This window comes from Vulgatibacter incomptus (assembly GCF_001263175.1).
GTDB classification, from domain to species: Bacteria; Myxococcota; Myxococcia; order Myxococcales; family Vulgatibacteraceae; genus Vulgatibacter; species Vulgatibacter incomptus.
The window spans coordinates 1251321-1270001 of the sequence record NZ_CP012332.1; the positions used below are offsets into that span (position 1 = coordinate 1251321).

At 70.7% G+C, this 18681-nt stretch carries 14 protein-coding genes; 8 read left to right on the forward strand and 6 right to left on the reverse strand.

The genetic code is table 11. The features are described from left to right. Positions 1-2 precede the first annotated feature (2 nt). The 6 genes from AKJ08_RS05040 (at position 3) to AKJ08_RS05065 (ending at position 6800) form a co-directional block, all read left to right on the forward strand. Positions 3-1259, forward strand: coding sequence for an FHA domain-containing protein (locus AKJ08_RS05040; RefSeq protein ID WP_050725063.1), 1257 nt, complete (start codon positions 3-5; stop codon positions 1257-1259). A gap of 91 nt (positions 1260-1350) precedes the next feature. Further along, positions 1351-2865, forward strand: a complete 1515-nt coding sequence (locus AKJ08_RS05045; protein WP_169788745.1) for an FHA domain-containing protein — start codon at positions 1351-1353, stop codon at positions 2863-2865. Positions 2866-3251: 386 nt separating this feature from the next. After that, a complete protein-coding gene (gene xseA / locus AKJ08_RS05050; protein WP_169788746.1) occupies positions 3252-4925 on the forward strand; it encodes an exodeoxyribonuclease VII large subunit in 1674 nt (557 codons plus the stop codon). 94 nt (positions 4926-5019) lie between these two features. Then, positions 5020-5331, forward strand: a complete 312-nt coding sequence (gene xseB / locus AKJ08_RS05055) for an exodeoxyribonuclease VII small subunit (RefSeq protein WP_205624769.1) — start codon at positions 5020-5022, stop codon at positions 5329-5331. Between the two features lie 117 nt (positions 5332-5448). Continuing rightward, positions 5449-5841 carry a response regulator gene (locus AKJ08_RS05060; protein ID WP_050725066.1) on the forward strand — a complete coding sequence of 131 codons (393 nt, stop codon included), beginning with the start codon at positions 5449-5451 and terminating at the stop codon, positions 5839-5841. Positions 5842-5897: 56 nt separating this feature from the next. Beyond that, complete coding sequence (locus AKJ08_RS05065) at positions 5898-6800, forward strand: polyprenyl synthetase family protein (RefSeq protein ID WP_050725067.1); 903 nt, start codon at positions 5898-5900, stop codon at positions 6798-6800. Between the two features lie 130 nt (positions 6801-6930). Here AKJ08_RS05065 and AKJ08_RS05070 read toward each other — a convergent pair whose 3' ends face one another. From AKJ08_RS05070 to glnE, 6 genes are all read right to left on the reverse strand, one after another. Beyond that, the gene (locus AKJ08_RS05070) at positions 6931-8085 is read right to left on the reverse strand and encodes a cysteine desulfurase family protein (RefSeq protein ID WP_050725068.1); all 1155 of its coding nucleotides are present in this window, start codon (positions 8083-8085) and stop codon (positions 6931-6933) included. Beyond that, positions 8075-9121 carry a DHH family phosphoesterase gene (locus AKJ08_RS05075; RefSeq protein ID WP_240475440.1) on the reverse strand — a complete coding sequence of 349 codons (1047 nt, stop codon included), beginning with the start codon at positions 9119-9121 and terminating at the stop codon, positions 8075-8077. The genes AKJ08_RS05070 and AKJ08_RS05075 overlap by 11 nt, the downstream gene beginning before the upstream one ends. Positions 9122-9499: 378 nt before the next feature. Further along, the gene (locus tag AKJ08_RS05080; protein WP_050725070.1) at positions 9500-10273 is read right to left on the reverse strand and encodes a Fic family protein; all 774 of its coding nucleotides are present in this window, start codon (positions 10271-10273) and stop codon (positions 9500-9502) included. A 154-nt stretch (positions 10274-10427) separates the two neighbouring features. Then, a complete protein-coding gene (locus AKJ08_RS05085; protein WP_050725071.1) occupies positions 10428-10964 on the reverse strand; it encodes a DUF4286 family protein in 537 nt (178 codons plus the stop codon). 289 nt (positions 10965-11253) lie between these two features. Further along, positions 11254-12669 carry a patatin-like phospholipase family protein gene (locus AKJ08_RS05090; RefSeq protein WP_050725072.1) on the reverse strand — a complete coding sequence of 472 codons (1416 nt, stop codon included), beginning with the start codon at positions 12667-12669 and terminating at the stop codon, positions 11254-11256. Positions 12670-12770: 101 nt separating this feature from the next. Next, on the reverse strand, positions 12771-15830 hold the full coding sequence (gene glnE / locus AKJ08_RS05095; protein ID WP_050725073.1) for a bifunctional [glutamate--ammonia ligase]-adenylyl-L-tyrosine phosphorylase/[glutamate--ammonia-ligase] adenylyltransferase: 3060 nt from the start codon (positions 15828-15830) through the stop codon (positions 12771-12773). Positions 15831-16148: 318 nt separating this feature from the next. Between glnE and AKJ08_RS05100 the strand changes: the two genes are divergently transcribed. Next, positions 16149-17063 (forward strand): DUF4912 domain-containing protein, encoded by a 915-nt coding sequence (locus tag AKJ08_RS05100; protein WP_050725074.1) that lies wholly within the window; start codon positions 16149-16151, stop codon positions 17061-17063. Continuing rightward, positions 17060-18655 carry a glycoside hydrolase family 57 protein gene (locus AKJ08_RS05105; protein WP_050725075.1) on the forward strand — a complete coding sequence of 532 codons (1596 nt, stop codon included), beginning with the start codon at positions 17060-17062 and terminating at the stop codon, positions 18653-18655. The genes AKJ08_RS05100 and AKJ08_RS05105 overlap by 4 nt, the downstream gene beginning before the upstream one ends. The last annotated feature ends 26 nt before the right edge of the window (positions 18656-18681 follow it).

Genomic DNA, 18681 nt, shown 5'->3' on the forward strand with positions numbered 1-18681 from the left:
CGATGGCTCCTTCCACTCGTCTCGTCGTAGATGGCGAGGTCGTCGGATCCCTCGATGGCTCTACGTCGAGCCTCACCATCGGCCGATCGGCCTCGAGCGGTCTCGTCCTCGACAGGCCTGGAATCTCCCGACGGCACGCCCTGATTCACGTCGGGCCGACCGGTGCGCTCTCGATTGAGGATCTGGGGTCGGCAAACGGCACACTCCTGAATGGCAAGTCGGTCTCGGCGCCGACTCCGCTGCGGGCCGGTGACCGAGTGCTCCTCGGGGATGTGACGATCGAGATCGAAGGGAGGCGAGCGGCTGGGACTTCCCATCAACCGGCAGCGGGCGTCTTGGACCGGCCCCGTAGCGAGCAGCCAGCGAAGTCCTCCGGGCTCCTCTCCGGTCGTGGTCCCGCCGCGATCGTCGCGGCGCTCGCGTTGGGGATTCTGCTCCTGGCATCCGTGTCGCGGATCTCGGGAGGCCAGGGCGGCGCAGCCATGCTCGGTGATCGAAGCGCCGAGACGTTCGTTCTGGAGGAGGTCGGATCGGATGCGGTCTTTGGACGCGGGCCGGACGTATCCGTCCCTACGGGCGAGCGAGCTTCCTTCCTGCTCCCAGCGATCGGCGCGGAGCCTGGCGAGAGCCGGTTCACCGTGCGGTACTCGAGCTCGCTGGTGAAGCCGGACGCGATCGAGGTCCGCGTCAACGACGAGGTGATCGGCTTCGTCGCCGGGTCGGGGGCGGCCTGGAAGCGAGACCAGGAGATCCGTCTTCCCGCGCGGGTCCTTCGACCGGGCGAGCGCAACGTCCTCGCCTTCGTGGATCCTCTCCACGGCGCTCCGAACGAGCAAGCGGAGTGGCAGGTGGGAGAGATCGAGCTCGTGGTGGAGCCGATTCCGCACTGCGATCCGGTCGACTGCATCGAGCAGGCGGAGCGCCACTTCGCGCTCGGCTCTCGAGCTTTCGAAGCCCGGGCCCTGGCGCCGCGAAGTCTCTTCGACGCCTGGCTGTCTCTGCGGATGGCCCTCCGGTTCGTGGAGAACCTGTCCGCGAGACCCGGAGTCCACGGTCGGATCGTCGCGCTCCTCGGCGAGGTCGATGTGGAGCTTCAGGCTCGTTGCAGCAGGCTCCGCTTCACGGTCGAGCGAAGTGTCGCGTTGGACGAGCTCGGTCGCGCGAGGAGCGCTGCCGACGAGCTCTTGCGCACGTTCCCAGGACCCGAACATCGCTGCCACGGAATGGCCCGGCAGATGCTCTCCTGGCTGGATGGCTGAGGCGGAGATGAATACGAGACGCATCGACCTTCGAACCGCCCCCGGCTTGCATCCGAACGCCCACGATGGTGCCTCGGAGCAGGAGTCGCTCGTGAGTGGCGAATCGGGGCTCTGGCCCTTTCGTGTATCGCTCGAGGCCGCCTGCGAGACACAGCCGCATACGATCGTTCGGGAGGCCACCCCGGGCGCCAAGCTGATCGTGACCGAAGGCCCTGGGGCCGAGCGCTCCTTTGACCTCGACGGCTCCGAGTGGATGATTGGTCGCTCTCGCAGCTGCGAGATTCCATTGCCGGACCCGTCGATCTCGCGTCGCCATCTCCTCATCCGTCGAAAGGGCGGCGTCTTTGTCGCCATCGACCAGGGATCGGAAAACGGAACGCTCGTCGAAGGAGCCTCGATCGCGGAGCTCGTGCTCTCGAATGGCCACGAGCTCGTGCTCGGTGACACGACGCTTCGCTTCGTCGCCGCCGCTGACGGAACCATGGGCGAATCCGAAACGAAGACGCGTGAGACTGCCATGGAGGAGGGAGGCCCGACACGATTGCTCGCCGGCCCCACGCCATCCAGTGGGACGCAGTCTTCTCCATCGTCGATGCGGCGACGAAAGGGACCTCGGTTGGCGGTTGGGGCCGCGGCCCTGCTGACGATCGTCGGCGTGGCCGCGATCGGGATCGGGATCGGAGGTCGACGGGCGTCGGCTCCGCCTCCTGTTGTGTCGCCGGGAGGAGAGGGCGAGGCCTTCGCCGCTTTTCAGCGCGGGCTCGGGCTCGTGCGTGACGGCGATTGGGACGAGGCGGCGTCGCTCTTCGCCGAGGCTCGGACGCTGGATCCCGACAACGCGGAGCTGGAGCGCTATGCCGAGCGTGCGCAGAAAGAGGCCGCGGAGCAGGTCCGGGCCGCCGACGTGCGAATGCAGCTCGAACAAGGCGATTCGGATCGGGCGGAAGCGGTCTTTGCGCAGATCGACCCGGAGTCGTTGGTCTTCGAGCGAGAGGGAGGTTCGCTACGCGCAGCGATCGACGCGCTTCGGGCGGTCGCCGGAGAGCCGCTCGATGAAGCCGAGCGCCAGGGGGCGCCGATCGATCGCGAGTCCACGAGGTTTGCGGCAACCGGCTCCAGCCGCGCAGGCGCCGGTCGGCTTGCGGCGATCGAGCGTGAGGCAACCGGCCGAGGGATTGCGCTGCCGAATCAGAACGGACGGGCCTCCGGCGCTTCGAGTCGCGAAACGCGCAGGGCAGCGGTGCGGAACCCAAGCGCGGGGCCGACCGAGGCCCTGGGAAGTGCGCGGTCTGCGGGAGGCGACGACGTCGCACGTCGACATTTCGAGGCCGGGCTTCGAGCCCTCGAGGGCGGGAACCTGGAGCGCGCTGCAGAGCACCTGGGCGAATCGCTGAGGCTCGACCCGGGGAACGCGGCCGCAAAGGCCGCGATGGACAAGCTCAGAGGCCGCGCCGAAGGGCTGTTTCGGGAGGCGTACGCCGAGAGGAACACCGATCCGGCGGGTGCGCGGAGGAAGCTCGCGGTCGTCGTGCGTCTCTCCCGACCGGGTGAGGCCCTGTACGAAAAGGCGACGTCCTGGCTCGCGAAGCTCGAAGGACCTCGATGATGTGCTCGCGGCCCGGACGAGTCGCCTGGGCGAATCCGACGACCGCCGGATTCGCCCAGGCGGTATATCTTCCCAAGGCCTCATTCGTACCTGGCCGTGGCTCCCTCGCTTCGACGAGGGAGCTCTCGAGGAACTTCCGCTTGGCTCGTCGATCCCAGCTCGATCTATTTGGCGATTCTCCGGACGCTCGGCCTTCCGGGAAGCCGGATGGCGAAGGCGTTCCTTCGGACGCTCCCGGCACCGACGAGCCGGCCCCCACTCCCGGCGCGAAGGTCAAGGCGAAGCGGACTTCTCGGTCGCGAGTCTCCCCAGCGCGAGGAGCTGGAAAGAGCGCGGAGGAGAGCGGGGAGGAGCGCGGGGATCTGCTGCCCGGTTCGCGGCGATCCGTGGCGAAGGAGCAAGAGGTCGAGGTTGGCGGGGGGGCGATCTCGCAGACTCGAGAGACGCCCGAGCGATCCGCGTACTCGACCGGAGGGAACGGGGAGCCGACGCCCAGGGCGCGGATTGCGCAGGAGAGGGAGCGCGAGGACGAGGAGGATACGGGCGCGGCGCGGATCGAGCGGGAGGGTGGGATTGCGTCGGCGTCCGGCGGGCCTGAGGTGGTGTCGGTCGGCGAGCTGGCCAGGCGGATCAAGGGCTCGCTGGAGGGGCGTTTCGGCGACGTGCTGGTCCGCGGCGAGATCTCGAACCTTCGGCAGCCAGGGTCGGGCCACCTCTACTTCAGCCTGAAGGACGCCTCGGGGAGCCTGCGTGCGGTTCTCTTCCGCGGGCAGGCCCGGAGGCTGCGCTTCCGGCCCGACAACGGGCAGGAGGTGGTGGCCCGGGGCCGGGTGAGCTTCTACGAGGTCAGCGGCGACGCGCAGCTCGTGTGTGAGTCCCTCGATCCCGTTGGGGCGGGGGCGCTCGCGCTCGCCTTCGAGCAGCGCAAGGCGAAGCTCGCGGCGGAGGGTCTCTTCGATCCGGCGCGCAAGCGCCAGCTCCCGTTCCTTCCTCGCCGGATCGGCGTTGTGACGAGCCCGACCGGCGCAGCGATCCACGATTTCGTCCGCGTGCTCCATCGACGGTTTCCGGGGATCGCGGTCCTTGTCGCACCGGCGAGGGTGCAGGGCGCCGGTGCGGCGGACGAGATCGCCGCGGGGATCGAGCGGCTGGGGGCACGCGGCGACTGCGAGATCGTCGTGGTCACCCGGGGCGGCGGCTCGATCGAAGATCTCTGGGCGTTCAACGAGGAGGTGGTGGCCCGGGCCATCGCCGCATGCCCGGTTCCCGTGGTCTCGGCGGTCGGGCACGAGGTCGACTTCACGATCGCGGACTTCGTGGCCGATCTGCGGGCGCCGACGCCCACCGGAGCGGCGGAGCGGATCGCGCCGGTGGAGGACGAGCTGCGCGCCGCGCTCGCGGTGACGCGCAGCCGCCTCGCCCGGAGCGCGCGGCGGGAGCTGGAGAGTCGGCGCGCGGCCGTGCATCGCGTCCGCTCGAGGCTCGGGGACCCCACCCGGCGCGTGGCGGACGAGAGGCTTCGGCTGGATGCGAGGCGCCGGGTCGCGGCGGACGCGGTGGTCGGAGCGATCGCCCTGGGCCGTCGGGAGCTGCGGGGCCGGGAGGAGCGGCTGCGCCTGGTCAATCCGGTTGCGCGGCTGAAGCGTCGGTCCCGGGAGCTCGATTCGCTCCGGGAGAGGCTCTCTCGCGCAGCGCGCGGACTCCTGCGGGAGCGGCGAGCCGGGCTGCGGAGCGCCGGGCTCGCCCTCGGCCGGGCGGCTCCCCGCGATCGGGTGCTTCGGGAAGGGCAGCAGCTCGGGGAGCTTCGCGAGCGCCTGTTCGGAGCGATTCAGCGGGCCCTGGAGGGCCGGCGTGCCCGCATCGATGAGCGGGCGGCGCAGCTTCGAGCGCTCTCGCCTCTCCAGGTGCTGGCGCGCGGCTACGCGATCGCCTTCGCGGAGAGCGGCGCGGTGCTGCTCTCGTCGAGGGAGATCCGCGCGGGGCAGAGGCTCCACCTGGAGCTCGCGGACGGCGCGCTCACGGTCGAGGTCCTCGGGGAAGCGCCGGAGCGGAAGGGATGATCGCCTGGTCGGTTTCCCGTGGTGCGCGGCCCGCGCTTCGATTGACCCACTTTCGCGCGGAGGCTAACTTCCGCGCCCCCTTGGAGGAGACGCAGTGCCGACGAACGAAGAGAAGCGCAAGGACGGCGCGGATTCCCTGGACGACGTTGCGTACGAGGCGCTGATCCAGGAGCTGGACAGCGTGGTCCGGCAGCTCGAGGCCAGCGAGCTCTCCCTCGAGGAATCGCTGCAGGCTTTCGAGCGGGGCGTGAAGCTCTCGAAGGCGGCGGAGCACCGGCTCGACGAGGCGGAAGGCCGCGTGGAGGTCCTCCTGCAGGGGGATCGGACGAGGCCGTTGGCGCAGCAGGAGAGCGGGGAAGGACCACGGTCGCGAACCCGCTCGCAGGAGTCGGAAGAGGCGCCCTGAGGCCGGGGTTTTGGCGCGATCTACGCGGTCGCCGCGCTCGGACGCCAGGACCCTCGAGGTTGCGCTGGCTGCAGCAGACGGCGTAACCGCGACGGTCTCCTCACGGAGAGGCTCGGGATGGAGCAGGAGGCACGGCCCAGAATCATCATCGTCGACGATGATCGGGACACGAGGGAGATGCTCACGCTCGCCCTCGCGCAGGCCGGCTTCGAGGTCTCCCAGGCGGCGAACGGGCTTCGACTGATCTCCATCCTCCACGTCGACAGGCCGGACCTCATCCTCCTCGACGTGATGATGAGCTGGATCGACGGCATCGACCTCTGTCGCTCGATCAAGAAGAACGAAGAGTTCCGCGACATCCCGGTGGTCTTCCTCTCGGCGAGGAACACCCCGGAAGCGCGGCGCGCCGGGCTGGACGCCGGCGCGATCGATTACCTCACCAAGCCGGTGAACATCGAGAAGCTGGAGGCCCGCATCCGGGAGATCCTCTCAGCCGGGACTGCGAAATGACCGAAGAACCTCGCCGAACGGCAGCCGCCCACACCGGGGCGCCGGGAGGCGCTCCCGTGGATCTCGAAACCTACCTCCGGGAGCGCAAGGAGCGGATCGAGGCGACCCTCGCGGAACATGCACGGGACTGGGAAGAGCGCGTCCCGGAGGCCCTCGCGAAGGCGATGGCGTACAGCCTCCTCGCCGGGGGCAAGCGCTTGCGCCCGATCCTCTGCCTCGCGGCATTCGAGGGATGCGAGGGCGCCAGGGTGGCGGAAGCGGTCGCGCTCGACTTCGCGGTGGCCCTGGAGCTCATCCACACCTACTCGCTGGTGCACGACGACCTGCCGGCGATGGACGACGACGACCTGCGCCGGGGCCGTCCGACCTGCCACAAGGTCTTCGGCGAGGCGACCGCGATCCTCGCGGGCGACGCCCTGCTGACGGAGGCCTTCGGGATCCTGGCGGGAGGCGACGAGCCCGTTCGGGCGAAGCTCGTCGGCCTCCTGGCCCGAGCGGCAGGGGCGGAAGGCATGGTGGGGGGCCAGCAGCTCGACCTCGACATGACCGGGCGCCTGGCGGCGGCGGAGCCGCTGCCGTCGCTGGACGAGATCGGGGAGATCCACCGGCGGAAGACCGGGGCGCTCCTCGCAGTGGCGTCCGAGGCGGGGGCCCTCGCCGCCGGCGCGTCGGACGCCACGGTGAAGGCGCTGCGCGCCTACGGGGAGAGCCTGGGCCTGGCCTTCCAGATCGCGGACGACGTCCTGGATGTGGTGGGCGACGCCGCGGCGATGGGCAAGTCGGGTCGAGGCGACGAGGCAAAGGGGAAGCCGACGTACCCGGCGCTGGTCGGGATTGACCGCGCACGGGCGCTGGCGCGGGAGGCGCGCGATCGAGCGCTCTCGGCGATCGGCGAGCTGGGTGAGGCCGCCGCTCCCCTGAGGCTCCTCGCGAGCTACGCCATCGACCGCGCGAGCTGAAGGTCTGTCCAAAGATTTGGACGGACCTCCGCGAAGCCCGAAGGGCGAAGCAACGTAGAATCGAGAGCCTTGCTCGTGATCCGAAAGTCGGCCCGGACCTTCGGGCCGATTTTTGGACAGCTCTTGAGCCCTACCTCGACCGAGCGACACTGGCCTGGGCGAGCGCGGCGGGAAGCGCGTTTCTGAGGAGGGCGAGCTCGTCATCGCTCGTGTCCGGGCCGACGCTGAAGCGCAGGGTCGACCGGGCGCCATCGGCCGAGAGGCCCATGGCGAGGAGGACGTGCGAGGGATCCATGGCGCCGGTGGAGCAGGCGGCGCCGTGGGAGCAGGCGATCCCCGCGAGGTCGAGGGCGACGAGGAGGGTCTCTCCGTCGACGCCGGGGAAGGTGGCGCTCACGATCCCGGGTACGCGTTCGACTTCGGAGGCGTTGATTCGCACCTCGGATCCGGCCGCGCGGACGATCTCTTCCAGGCGGGAGGATCGGTCGGCGAGGCGGGAGGCGCGGCTCTCGCGCTCCCGGAAGGCGAGGTCGGCTGCGGCGCCGAAGGCGGCGATGGCGACGAGGGCGGGGGTGCCGCCGCGCCTGCCGCGCTCCTGGTGGCCGGGGATCAGGGCGGCGCGCTCCTCGCCGGCCCGAAGGACGAGGGCGCCGGCGCCGGCGAGGCCTCCGAGCTTGTGGGCGGAGAGGGCGAGGCTGGCGCATCGCGCCGTCCACGGAGCGAGGTCGAGCTTGCCGGCGGCCTGGACGGCGTCGCAGTGGAGGGGAGCGCCGACGTCGCGGGCCATGGCCGCGAGCGCTTCGATCGGCTGGATGGCGCCGGTCTCGTTGTTGGCGAGCTGGACGGCGACGGCGGTGACGGGTCCTTCGGCGATGGCGGCCCGGGCCCGCTCGATGTCGATGGTGCCCGACGGCAGCACCGGGAGGTCCTCGACCTCGGCGCTACCGGCCCGCAGGGACTCGGCGGCGATCCGGAGGGACGGGTGCTCGATGGCGCCGAGGAGGAGTCGCCCCGGGCGAACCCTCGCGCCCAGGATCGCGGCGGCGTTCGCCTCGCTTCCACTCCCTGTAAAGATCACGTCGCCGGGGGCGCAGCCCGCGAGCCGGGCTACGCGCTCCCGGGCCTCTTCGAGGAGGCGCCGGGCGGCTCTCCCTTCCGCGTGGACGGAGGAGGGGTTCCCGGCGCCGAGGGCGAGCGCGCGCTCGGCGGCCTCGCGGGCGACGGGGTGGAGCGGGGCGCCTGCCGCCCAGTCGAAGTAGGCGCGCCCCACGAGCTCAGTCGGCACGGGGATCGTAGGCGAGCAGCGGGATCCCGGGCTTCCCCGCGACGCCCCACTCCTCGCAGAAGCGGCGGACGAGGCCCGACTTGAACTCCTCGCGCTGCGCCTTCCCGAGCTTCTGAACGGGGATCCGCGCGCCGGCCATCTGGCCGTGTCCGCCGGCGCTCCCGCCGAGCTCCTCCACGACCTCGCGGATGAGCCTGCCGGCGTTCATCCGCTTGTCGTTGGTGCGCAGCGAGAGGAAGAGATTGTCCTCGTAGATCGCGTACGCGAGGGACCACTTGATGCCCTCGAGGAAGAGGTGCCGCTCGGCGACCTCGGCGACCATGTCGGGCGAGTAGATGTCGCCCAGGTCGGCCATCACGGCGTTCCCGTGGACGCGGCCCTTCTCGATGGCGGTGTGGTAGAGGCGGAAGTACTCGGCGGGGAGCTTGGGATGCTCGATGAGCGCGAGCGCCTCCTTGTCGGCCTGGGGGAAGAGCCAGAGGTACGCCTGGACGTCGACGTCCTCGGTCTCCCGGCCCAGATCGCGCGTGTCGGCCTTGATCCCGTAGAAGAGCGCGGTCGCGACCTCGCGGGTGGGGACGATACCGAGCGTACGCAGGTAGAGGGCGGCGATGGTGCTGGTGGCGCCGTAGTCGCCTCCGACCTCGGCGATCTCCGCGTCGCGGCTGCCGGTCCGCTCCGGGTGGTGATCGAGGATCACGTTCGCCGGGTGGTCGGGAGGCAGGGAGTGGTTCCCCATCTGCGGCTGGGTGTCGACCAGGCAGAAGAGGTCGAACTCGTCGAAGTCGATCCGCGAGATCGGGACGATCGGGAGCTTGAGCACCTTGAGCAGCGCCCGGTTCTCGGTCCGGCCGATGATCCCGCCGTAGGCGATGGCGGCCTTGAGGCCCGCCTTCTCCTCGAAGATCTGCGCGAGCGCGAGCGCGGCAGCGACGGAGTCGGGATCCGGGTTGTCGTGGGTGAGGATCAGCGGGCGCTTCCGGGTTTTCGCGAGCGCCACGAGTCGGTTGGCACGCGCTTCCAGGCTCTCGCTCAAGGCGTCATCCCGCGTCACGGTCGCCTTCGAACCGGCGCCTCGGTGAACGGAAGGGTGAGCGCGGCCTCGTTCACTCGAGGGCTGGGCCCCTCTAGACGACGGAGTCGCCATGCTAGAGGCCCCTCTCTTCCTGGTCAAACGATGAAGGTTCCATGTCGTCTCGGGTCCGGTTCGAAGCTAACAATGGGAGGGCGCCCGAAGTCTCCACGTGGTCGTCTCGAGCGCCCGTAGCCCGCCCGATCTCCACGCGCCGCGGCATCCCGGCCGATCGAAGAACGAGCGCGAGCGGTATAGCCGAGCAGGGCGGTGAAAGCCAATTGCCCCGGAACGGCAAGGAACCTGGACCGTCGCCGAAAGCGCGGGGCCCTCGCCGTTCGACTAGATGTTGGAGGCGCGGCGGCTCCGCTGCTCCCGCAGCCCGTCGATGAAGGCCGCGGAGTTCTCGAGGGAATTCTCGAGGGCGTCGAGGAGCAGGCCCCTCAGGGCGGAGGGGGGCTGGCGCAGGGAGTCGAAATACCGCTGCCGATCGACCGTGTGGATGATCGCCGGCAGGTAGCCCGCGCGGAGCAGGTACCAGGCCTGGACGAGCCGTCCGATCTTCCCGTTGTGCTCCACGAAGGGAAAGACCCGCATGAACTGCCAGTGAGCCTGGGCCGCCTGGCGGACCGGATGGAGCTCGTGGAACTCGACCCTTTCCAGGGATTCGACGAACTTCGCGAGCTCCCCCTCGATCCGCTCGGGCAGAGCAATCTCGTGGGTGTAGGTCCGGTGGATCGGCATCTCGGCCCGGTAGAGACCCCGCTTCCGAAGGCCGGCGTCGCCCCGCACCAGGATCTCGAAGACCTCGACCAGGAAGGGGAGGTCGATCCGGTTCTCGCGGACGGCGGCGTGGGCTCGGACGTGCTCCAGGGCGTCGCGGTGGCGCCGGATCGCGGAGATCACGGCCATGAGCGACGCGTCGCCCACGACGAGGTGTTCCAGCGCCTGGGTGAGCTCCGCCTCGCTCAGGACCTCGCCTTCCAGGCCGCCCTCGTGGTGGAACCACGACATCTCGTAGAGGCGCTTGTAGGCCTCTGCGGTTCGGGGATCGGCGGAGAGCCGCTCCGCGAGCTCGGCGTTCCGGGAATCGAGGTGTACAAAACGGGCAGTCATCGCCCGGAAGGCTATCGCCCGAAATGTTCAGTTGTCAAGCGGGCTTAGCTCACACTGCCCCGTTGCCCGGGCCCTCGCGGGCCGGCTCTCGGGACAGGTGGTCGGTCGCTTGCCCGGGTCGGGATTCCCGGCCCGGGCGGAAGACGGTTCTCGCCTAGCCCAGCCACTCCCAGGTCGCCCGGCTCACCTGGGCGCTGGGGAAGCGCGCACCGTGCTCCTCGGCTAGGCGGGGGCCGGCCTGCGTGCGGAACTCCTCGACCGCCGCGGCGTCGACCGCGTCGTAGACGATGAGCTGGCGGCTCTGAGCGTCGTCGTCGCTGTGAAGCTCGAAGCGGCGGGCGCGAACGAAGCCGGGGGAGGCGAGGACGGCGGGGAGGTGCTCCTCGTCGTACCACCGGGACCAGGCCTCGAGATCCGCCGTGGGGACGACGGCCTCGACGACGAAGGCGGCGCCGGGCTCCTCGCCGAAGCGCAGGCCGCGGCGGACGTTGCCTTCGAGCTCGCCGAACTCCAGGTGCGCCTTCGCTTCGCCGAACGCGGTCGAGAAGGCCTGGGAGAGATCGTCGCGCTCACGCGAGATCAGGTAGGACTCGAGGCTCGCGAGGCTCGGCAGCTCGAAAAACCAGCAGAACCTTGCGGCGCCGTCGTCGCCAATTACACGCGCACGCGCAGCCAGAGCGTTGCGGCCCATGGCAGCCACGGCTTCGACGACGTGTGATGCCTGCCACCGAGAGAACTCCTCGGCGCGGGGGGGCGGTACGTCGATTCGAACGAGGTGAATGACCATTTCGCGCGCACCTTAGCGGCCTCTCGGCCGCTTGTCATCGGAAGAATCGAGCGGGAGGCGTCAGAGCGTATGAAGGAAGCGGCCCCGCTCCAAGAGCGGGACCGGTTCCTTCAGCCGCGCTCCGCGCGGAAACGCTCTTCTTCTCGTCAGCTCCGCCTTCGGCTTCGCGTGAGGTCGTGATTCCATCACGACCTCACGCGGCCCGGGCGATCGTGTCCAGGGGTGGGAGGGGGGCGAGGAGTTTGCGGACCAGGGGGAGGTCCTCGGAGAGCTCCACCTTTCCGCGGTTCATCGCGGCAACGACGGTGGAGATTGATGGGATCAGCTGGGTCGGCGATGGCGTCTGCCGGAAGGCGCGGACCACGGTGGCGTAGCGATTCGCGGCCCGGACGTTCTCGGCGGCGATCCGCTGGAGGGGGAGCCAGAGCGGCGTCGAGAGCCTCGGAGCGAAGGCATCGAGGGCGAGGATCAGGGCGTTGCGGCTGCCGATCCGCCCCGCCTGGACCGCGTCCCACGCCGCCCGCGAGGGGACGTTCTCGGTGAGGCCTCCGTCGACCAGCCGGAAGAGATCCCGGCGGGTGAAGAGGGTCCCAAGGAGCTCGTGCATCCGCGGATCGGGCCGGAGGACGTCGTAGTGGATCAGGCCGGGGACGGCGCAGGAGAAGCCCGCGGCGTCGACGACGTCGAAGTCGTTGGTCCAGTCCTCCTGGCCGACGGCGATCCCGTCGAGGACGCCCGGTTTCGCGAGCTCCGAGGTGGCGGCAGCGACCTCCTCCAGCTTGGACTTGAGCAGCCACGGCCTGAGGGCGAGGCGCGTGGGCTCGACGAGGTGCTCGTAGTGGGAGAGCGGGCGCGGGAGCATGCCCCTGCGGATGCCGGAGAGCGTCACCAGCATCGGGATCTCGAGGTCGCGGAAGGTGAAGGGGCTGCCGTCGTCCCGCTGGAAGTGGCGGAGGAGCGCGCCTCGCAGATAGAGCCGGAGGGCCGCCGGGAGACCGTAGCGGTTCTCGATGGCGAGCACCCGGAAGAGGCGGCTCCAGCTCAGGGCGCGGAGGGCCGCCAGGACCTCGCCCGAGTCGTAGGTGTGGCTCCTGGCCCGGAAGAGGCCGTGGATGGCCCCCATGCTGGTGGCGGCGATGAGGCTCGGGCGGAGGCCGTGCTCCTCCAGGAGGGCGAAGGCGCCGAGGTAGACGTAGCTCGTCCCGCCGCCGCCGCCGAGGGAGAGCACGAGCTTCTTCTCCCGAAGCTCTGCGTCCAGGGACTGCGGGTCGAGGCGGCCGTCGTGGCGAAGGAGGAGGGAGTCGCGTAGCTGCTTGCTGCGGGCGGCGGCCTCGGGAGCGAAGGCGCCGAGGGCGGCGAAGTCGGGGCGCTCGAGCGCGTCGGTCAGCCTCCGAACGAGCTCCTCCCGAAACGGCGCGACGTCCGGCGCGAGGGAGACGGACCGTTCTGGAGGGCCGACCTCCCCTAGCCTCGCCAGCGAGATGGCCCAGCGCAGGGATGCCTCCTCCCCGGGACCGAGGGCCCAAGGGTCGGCGAGGGTGGCTCGGACCAGGGCGACCTCGAGCTCCTCGAGGGGGCGGACCTGCTGGAATCGTTCGACGGCGGACACTTCTCCGATCCCTACCGCGACGCGGCCGCTGCGTCGAGGCCTTGACGAAGGTGGCGACTTCGGCAGGCCTGCCCGCCTGCCTCCGTTTCGGCCGAAAAGCCTCAGGCAAGGCGGGGGCGGCCAGGGTCGTCGCCCGGAGGCTCTCCGACGATCCGCCGGAACGCGCCCCGCACCGAGTCGACGGTCCGGCCGTAGGCGTCCAGGAGCTGGCGGGCGGCGTCGCCGCCGACGAATCCCATTCCCCTGGCGAGGGCGGTGCGGTCGAGGGATCGCGTGGGGAGCCGCTCGGCCTGCCGGCCGGCGATGAGCTGCATCCGCAGCTCGAGCTTGCGCAGGAAGCGCCAGCCGGAGAGGAGGACCTCCGCGTTCGTCTCGTCGAGGAGCCCCGCCTGCTGCAGCCGGCCGATGCCGGCGAGGGTCGACGGCGACCGGACCTCCGGATGGTCGGCGCCGTGGACGAGCTGGAGGAACTGCACGGCGAAGTCCACGTCGAGGAGGCCGCCGCGGCCTGCCTTGAGGTGGGGGCTCGACGGGTCGGCCTCCCCGCTGGCCTCCTGGAGCCGCGCGCGCATGGAGGCGATGGCGCCAGCGACGGCCGGTACGTCGACCGGCGAGGCGTAGAGGGTGGGCTGGACGATCCGCGCCCAGGCCTCGTCGGTGAGGTCGGGATCGCCGGCGATGTGCCTCGCCCGCAGGAGCGACTGCCGCTCCCAGAGGGCGCTCTCGTTTGCGTGGTAGGCGGCCAGCGCCGGCAGGGAGACGACGAGGGCGCCCTGGGATCCCGAGGGGCGGAGCCTCGTGTCGATCCGGTAGAGGATGCCCTCGCGGAGCGGGACCTGCAGGTGCGAGAGCAGCCGCTGCACGAGGCGTGTGAACCACTCCGCGGCGGAGATCGCCTTTCGGCTCCCGCCGCTGCTCATGCCTTCGCTGCTCGGGTAGAGGAACATCAAGTCCAGGTCCGACTGGTAGCCGAGCTCTCCGCCGCCGAGCTTGCCGAGGCCGACGACCGAGAGGCGGCTCCCACCGGCCGGCTCTCCGTGCCGCTCGGTGAGCTCGCTCGTCGCGAGCTCGAGGGCGGAGGCGACGCAGGCGTCGGCCAGGGCGGTGAGCTCGGCCATCACACCTTCGAGGTCGAGATCACCGGAGACGTCGTTGAGGCCGATGCGGAGCTCTTCCTCGTTCTTGAAGCGGCGCAGGGCCGAGAGCTTCTCCTCAAGGTCGGCGTCGCGGGCGGTCCGCTGGGCCGCCTCCGCCGCCAGGAGCAAGCGCCCCCTTCGCGGCGAGGCCGCGTCGCGGCGCAGGAGGGTGTCGAGGAGCTCGGGGTGGCGGACGAAGTAGCGCGAGAGGTGGTCGCTGGTGCCGAAGAGCTCGAGGAGGAGCCGCGCCGTGGCGCCGTGTGCGGCGAGGAGCTCGAACCAGGGACCGGGGGATCGGAGGGCGGTGGCGAAGTCCGCGAGGGTCCGGAGGGCCTGGTCGGGGTCGGGGCTCCGGATCGCCTCGGAGAGGAGCGCCTCGGCCTGGCCCTCGAGGGCAGGGAGCACGTGGGCGGCGAAGGGCGTGTCGGGCTTTCGCGCGAGGCGCTTGAGCTCGCCCAGGGCCGAGGCCGCATCGAAGAAGCCGCTGGAGGCGAGGGCGGCTTCACGTTTGCCGTCGGGGAGGGATGGATCGAGCGCCCGCTCGAGCTGCGGATCGGAGGGCCTGGGCACGACGCCCGACACGCCGAGCAGATCCCGGAAGCAGAGCTCCACCGCGCGGCGGTGGTGGGCGAGGTCGGCGAGGAAGCCGGCCGCCGCGTCGGGTGGCCCGTAGCCCATTCGCCTCGCGAGCCGCTCCCGCTCGTCGGGATCGGCGGGGAGCTCGTGGGTCTGCCTCTCGTTCACCATCTGGATCCGGTGCTCGGCCCTGCGGAGGAAGTCGTAGGCGTCGGCGAGGGCGCCGCGATCCTGGGCGGAGAGGAGGCCAGCGAAGACGAGCTTGTCGAGGGCGGGGAGGGTGGCGCGCTCCCGGAGCCTCGGGTTCTTCCCGGCGTGGAGGAGGAGGAGCGCGGTGACCACGAACTCGGCCTCGCGGATCCCGCCCCGGCTCCTCTTGAGATCGTCCTGGCCGCCGGATGCCTCCCGCTCGATCCGGGCCTTCATGGCGCGGAGCTCGTCCACGGCGCCGATGTCCAGGTAGCGCCGGTAGACGAAGGGCTGGAGCGACGAGAGGATCTCCCCGCCGAGGGCGAGATCGCCGGCGATCGGCCGGGCCTTGAGCAGCGCGGCCCGCTCCCAGGTGCGGCCCTTCGCCTCGTAGTAGCGAAAGAAGGCCTCGGAACCCATGGCGATCGGGCCTGCCCGGCCCTCGGGGCGAAGGTCCAGATCCACGCGGAAGACGAAGCCGTCGGCGGTGACCTCGGAGATCGCGCGGACCAGCCTCTCCGCCAGGCGGCGGTAGAAGGTCTGGTTGGAGACGGCGCCAGCCGGGCCGCCAGCCGTCTCCCCTTCCTGCGGGTAGACGAGGATCAGGTCGATGTCGGAGGAGAAATTCAGCTCACCGGCGCCGAGCTTGCCCATGCCGAGGACGGCGAGGCCGGAGGCGGCACGCCCCTCTCCCCCGGCGGGCTCGCCGTGGTCGCTAGCGAGCTCACGGGCGAGGCGCGCTGCGGCCTCGTCGACGCAGACCTCTGCCAGCTCGCTGAGCTCGGCGGCTACCTCCGGGAACGGCGCCACACCGCCCAGATCGCGCGCGGCGATCCGAAGGACCTCCTCGTACTTGAAGCGTCGGAGCGCCTGGAGGAGGGCCTCGCCGGCGGGGACGCGGGCCAGGCCGCGGCGCAGGCGGCGCTCGAGGATCCGGCGCGGCTTGGGGCGCTCGTACCAGCGGGTGGCGGCCAGGAGGAGGCCCAACCTTGGGCGCGACGTCAGCGTCCGCGCGAGGAATCGGCTTCCGGCCAGGAGGGGAACCAGGCGGTCGAGGAGCGAGTTCCCCAGGGGCAGGGGCCTGCCGATCCGCTCCCGGTAGGCGGACACGTAGCGGACGAGGCCGGCCGCCGCGCCGTCCGGATCCGCGCTCGCCTCGCAAGCGGAGACGGCGCGCTCGGCGACCTCCTGCGCGAGGCCCGACGCGACGAGGGCGTCGAGGGTGCGGGTCGTTCGGAGGGAGGGGGGATCGGTGGCCACCGGACCCGAAGGGTACGCTGGCCCGCCCTCGCCGTGGAAGAGCGAACGGTTCCTGGCCAGCGGTGGGCGGCGATGGAGTGGGGCGCCGGAGGAGGGCGCAGAGCCGCTCCGGCGGGGCGTTTCTCGTCTGCCGCACGGTAGTGAACGGCGGCGAAACCGCGCCCCGAGGTGCTCGTTGCCCGCGCCAAGCGGGTTGCCCTATACCGCAGCGGTGCGTACCTGAAGCAGCCCGAGGTCGATGCCTTTCTGCGCCGAGACGGCAGCCCGCGAGAGCGGGAGGACGGCTTCTGGGGTTGCGGATGATTGCGAGGGGGAGCGGTGTCGGCGATCTCGAACCTCGAATCCGGTAGCTGGGAGCGGCTTCTGAAGGCCGCCCGGAGAACCCTCTGCCTGGCGATCGACATCGCGATGGCGGCGATCGATCGAATGGTCTCCCGCATGGGAAAGGCTGGCGCGAACGAGGTGCAGGTCGAGGGCGCGGGGGATCCCTACGCCTGGGAGCAGGGCCCGGGAGCGCCATCGGTCGCCAGGGAGCCGCCGCCGGAGGGGCACCTGGTGGCGAGGCTCGAGGGGGAGGCGGCAGCGAGGAACGCGCCCCATCCGCTCACCGAGGAGAGGCTCCATCCGCCGAGACGGGCCGAGCCGCCCGGCCCGCCGCCGCCTCAGGAGTGGCTCGGTGATCTGCCGTGGGCCTACGAGGACGACGCCTTCGTGGCGCTGGCGCGCGATCCGGCGACGCTCTGGATCTTCTGGGACTTCTCGAGGGCGACGGTCGACGGGGCGAGGTGGAACCTGGACGAGCCCCGGGTGCGCCTGCGCATCTTCGGTGACGAGGGGCTCGTCCGAGAGGCCGACGTGGCGCTGGAGTCCCGCTCGTTCTACGTGGGGGGCCTGACGCCGGGGCGCCGCTACCGCGCCGAGCTCGTCTTCGTGGGGCGGAACGGCGAGCGACGGATCGGCGCGCCGTCGAACGAGATGGCGCTGCCGCCCGTCGGGCCCTCTTCGATCATCGACGATCGCTTCGTGACCCTGCCGTGGGGTCTCTCGCTCGCGAGGCGGCTCGATCTCTTTGCCCGCGGGATGGAGTGGCCGGCGATCTCCGACTCCGAGCGGCAGGCGCTCCTGTCGGCCTCCCGATCCCAGAAGTTGGGCGCGTCGGAGCGCAGCGTCGCCGGTCGCAAGGACGCGGGCGATCGTCCCTGGTCCGGCTCACGCTACGAGGCGACCCGGTGAAGGGCTACCTGATTCTCCACCTCCACGCCCACCTGCCGTTCGTCCGTCACCCGGAGCACGAGCGGTTCCTCGAGGAAGACTGGCTCTTCGAGGCGATCACCGAGACCTACCTGCCTCTCGTCTCCCGCTTCGAGAAGTTGGCGGACGACGGGGTTCCGTTCCGGATCTCGATGACGCTGACGCCGCCGCTGGTGCAGATGCTCCGGGACGAGCTCCTCCAGCGGCGCTACGGCGCGCACCTCGATCGGCTCTGCGAGCTGGCGGAGAAGGAGCTCGACCGCACGCGGCACGAGCCCAGGCTCCATGACACCGCTCGTTTCTATCATCATCACTTGAACCACTCGCGCTGGCTCTGGCACGAGAGGTACAAGCGCGACCTGGTCGGTGCCTTCCGGCGCCTGCAGGATCGAGGCGTGCTCGAGATCGTCACCTGCGGCGCGACCCACGGCTTCCTGCCGCTGATGCAGGTACAGCCCGAGACGGTCCGCGCGCAGGTGTCGGTCGCGGCGGCGCATTATCGGCAGCACTTCGGCAGGGACCCCGCCGGCATCTGGCTGCCGGAGTGCGGGTACTACCCCGGCGTGGAGCGGATGCTGGCGGCGGAGGGGATCCGCTACTTCTTCGTGGACACGCACGGGATCGTCGACGCCACCCCGAGGCCGCGATACGGCGTCTTCGCGCCGCTCTTCACGCCGTCCGGGGTGGCCGCGTTCGGGCGGGATCCGGAGTCCAGCGAGCAGGTCTGGAGCGCGGAGAAGGGGTATCCGGGGGATCCGGTCTACCGCGAGTTCTACCGGGACGTGGGCTACGACCTCGACTACGACTATGTGAAGCCCTACGTGCAGTCCACGGGCGAGCGGAAGAACACGGGCTTCAAGTACCACCGCATCACCGGGAAGACGGCCGACAAGGACCTCTACGACTGGCGGGCCGCCTTCCATCAGGCCGACGTGCACGCGGGGAACTTCATGTTCAACCGCGAGCGGCAGATCGAGCACCTGGCGCTCACGATGGGCGATCGAAAGCCGGTGGTGGTGGCGCCCTATGATGCCGAGCTCTTCGGGCACTGGTGGTTCGAGGGTCCGGTCTTCCTGGAGATGTTCCTGCGGAAGGCGGCGCACGATCAGAGCGTGTTCCGCCTGGCGACCGGTGCCGACTACCTCCGCGAGAACCCGACCCAGCAGGTGGCGACGCCGCCCCTTTGTTCCTGGGGCGCGGGGGGGTACGCCGGCGTCTGGCTGGACGGCTCGAACGACTGGATCTACCGGCATCTCCACGGTGCGGCGGAGCGGATGATCCGCCTCGCCTCGGACTACCGAGAGCCCAGCGAGATCGAGCGCCGCGCCCTGAACCAGGCGGCCCGCGAGCTGCTGCTCGCCCAGTCGTCGGACTGGGCCTTCATCATGAAGACGGGGACCATGGTGGAGTACGCGATCCGACGGACCCGCGAGCACCTGCTGCGCTTCCTTCGCCTCGAGCGCGAGGTTCGGGATCGGGCCATCGACGAAGGCTGGCTCGCCTGGATCGAGGGGAAGGACAACCTCTTTCCCGAGCTGGACTACGGGATCTACCGGCCCGGCGTGAGCGCCTGAGAGGTCGTGTTCTGAGCTCTCAGGCG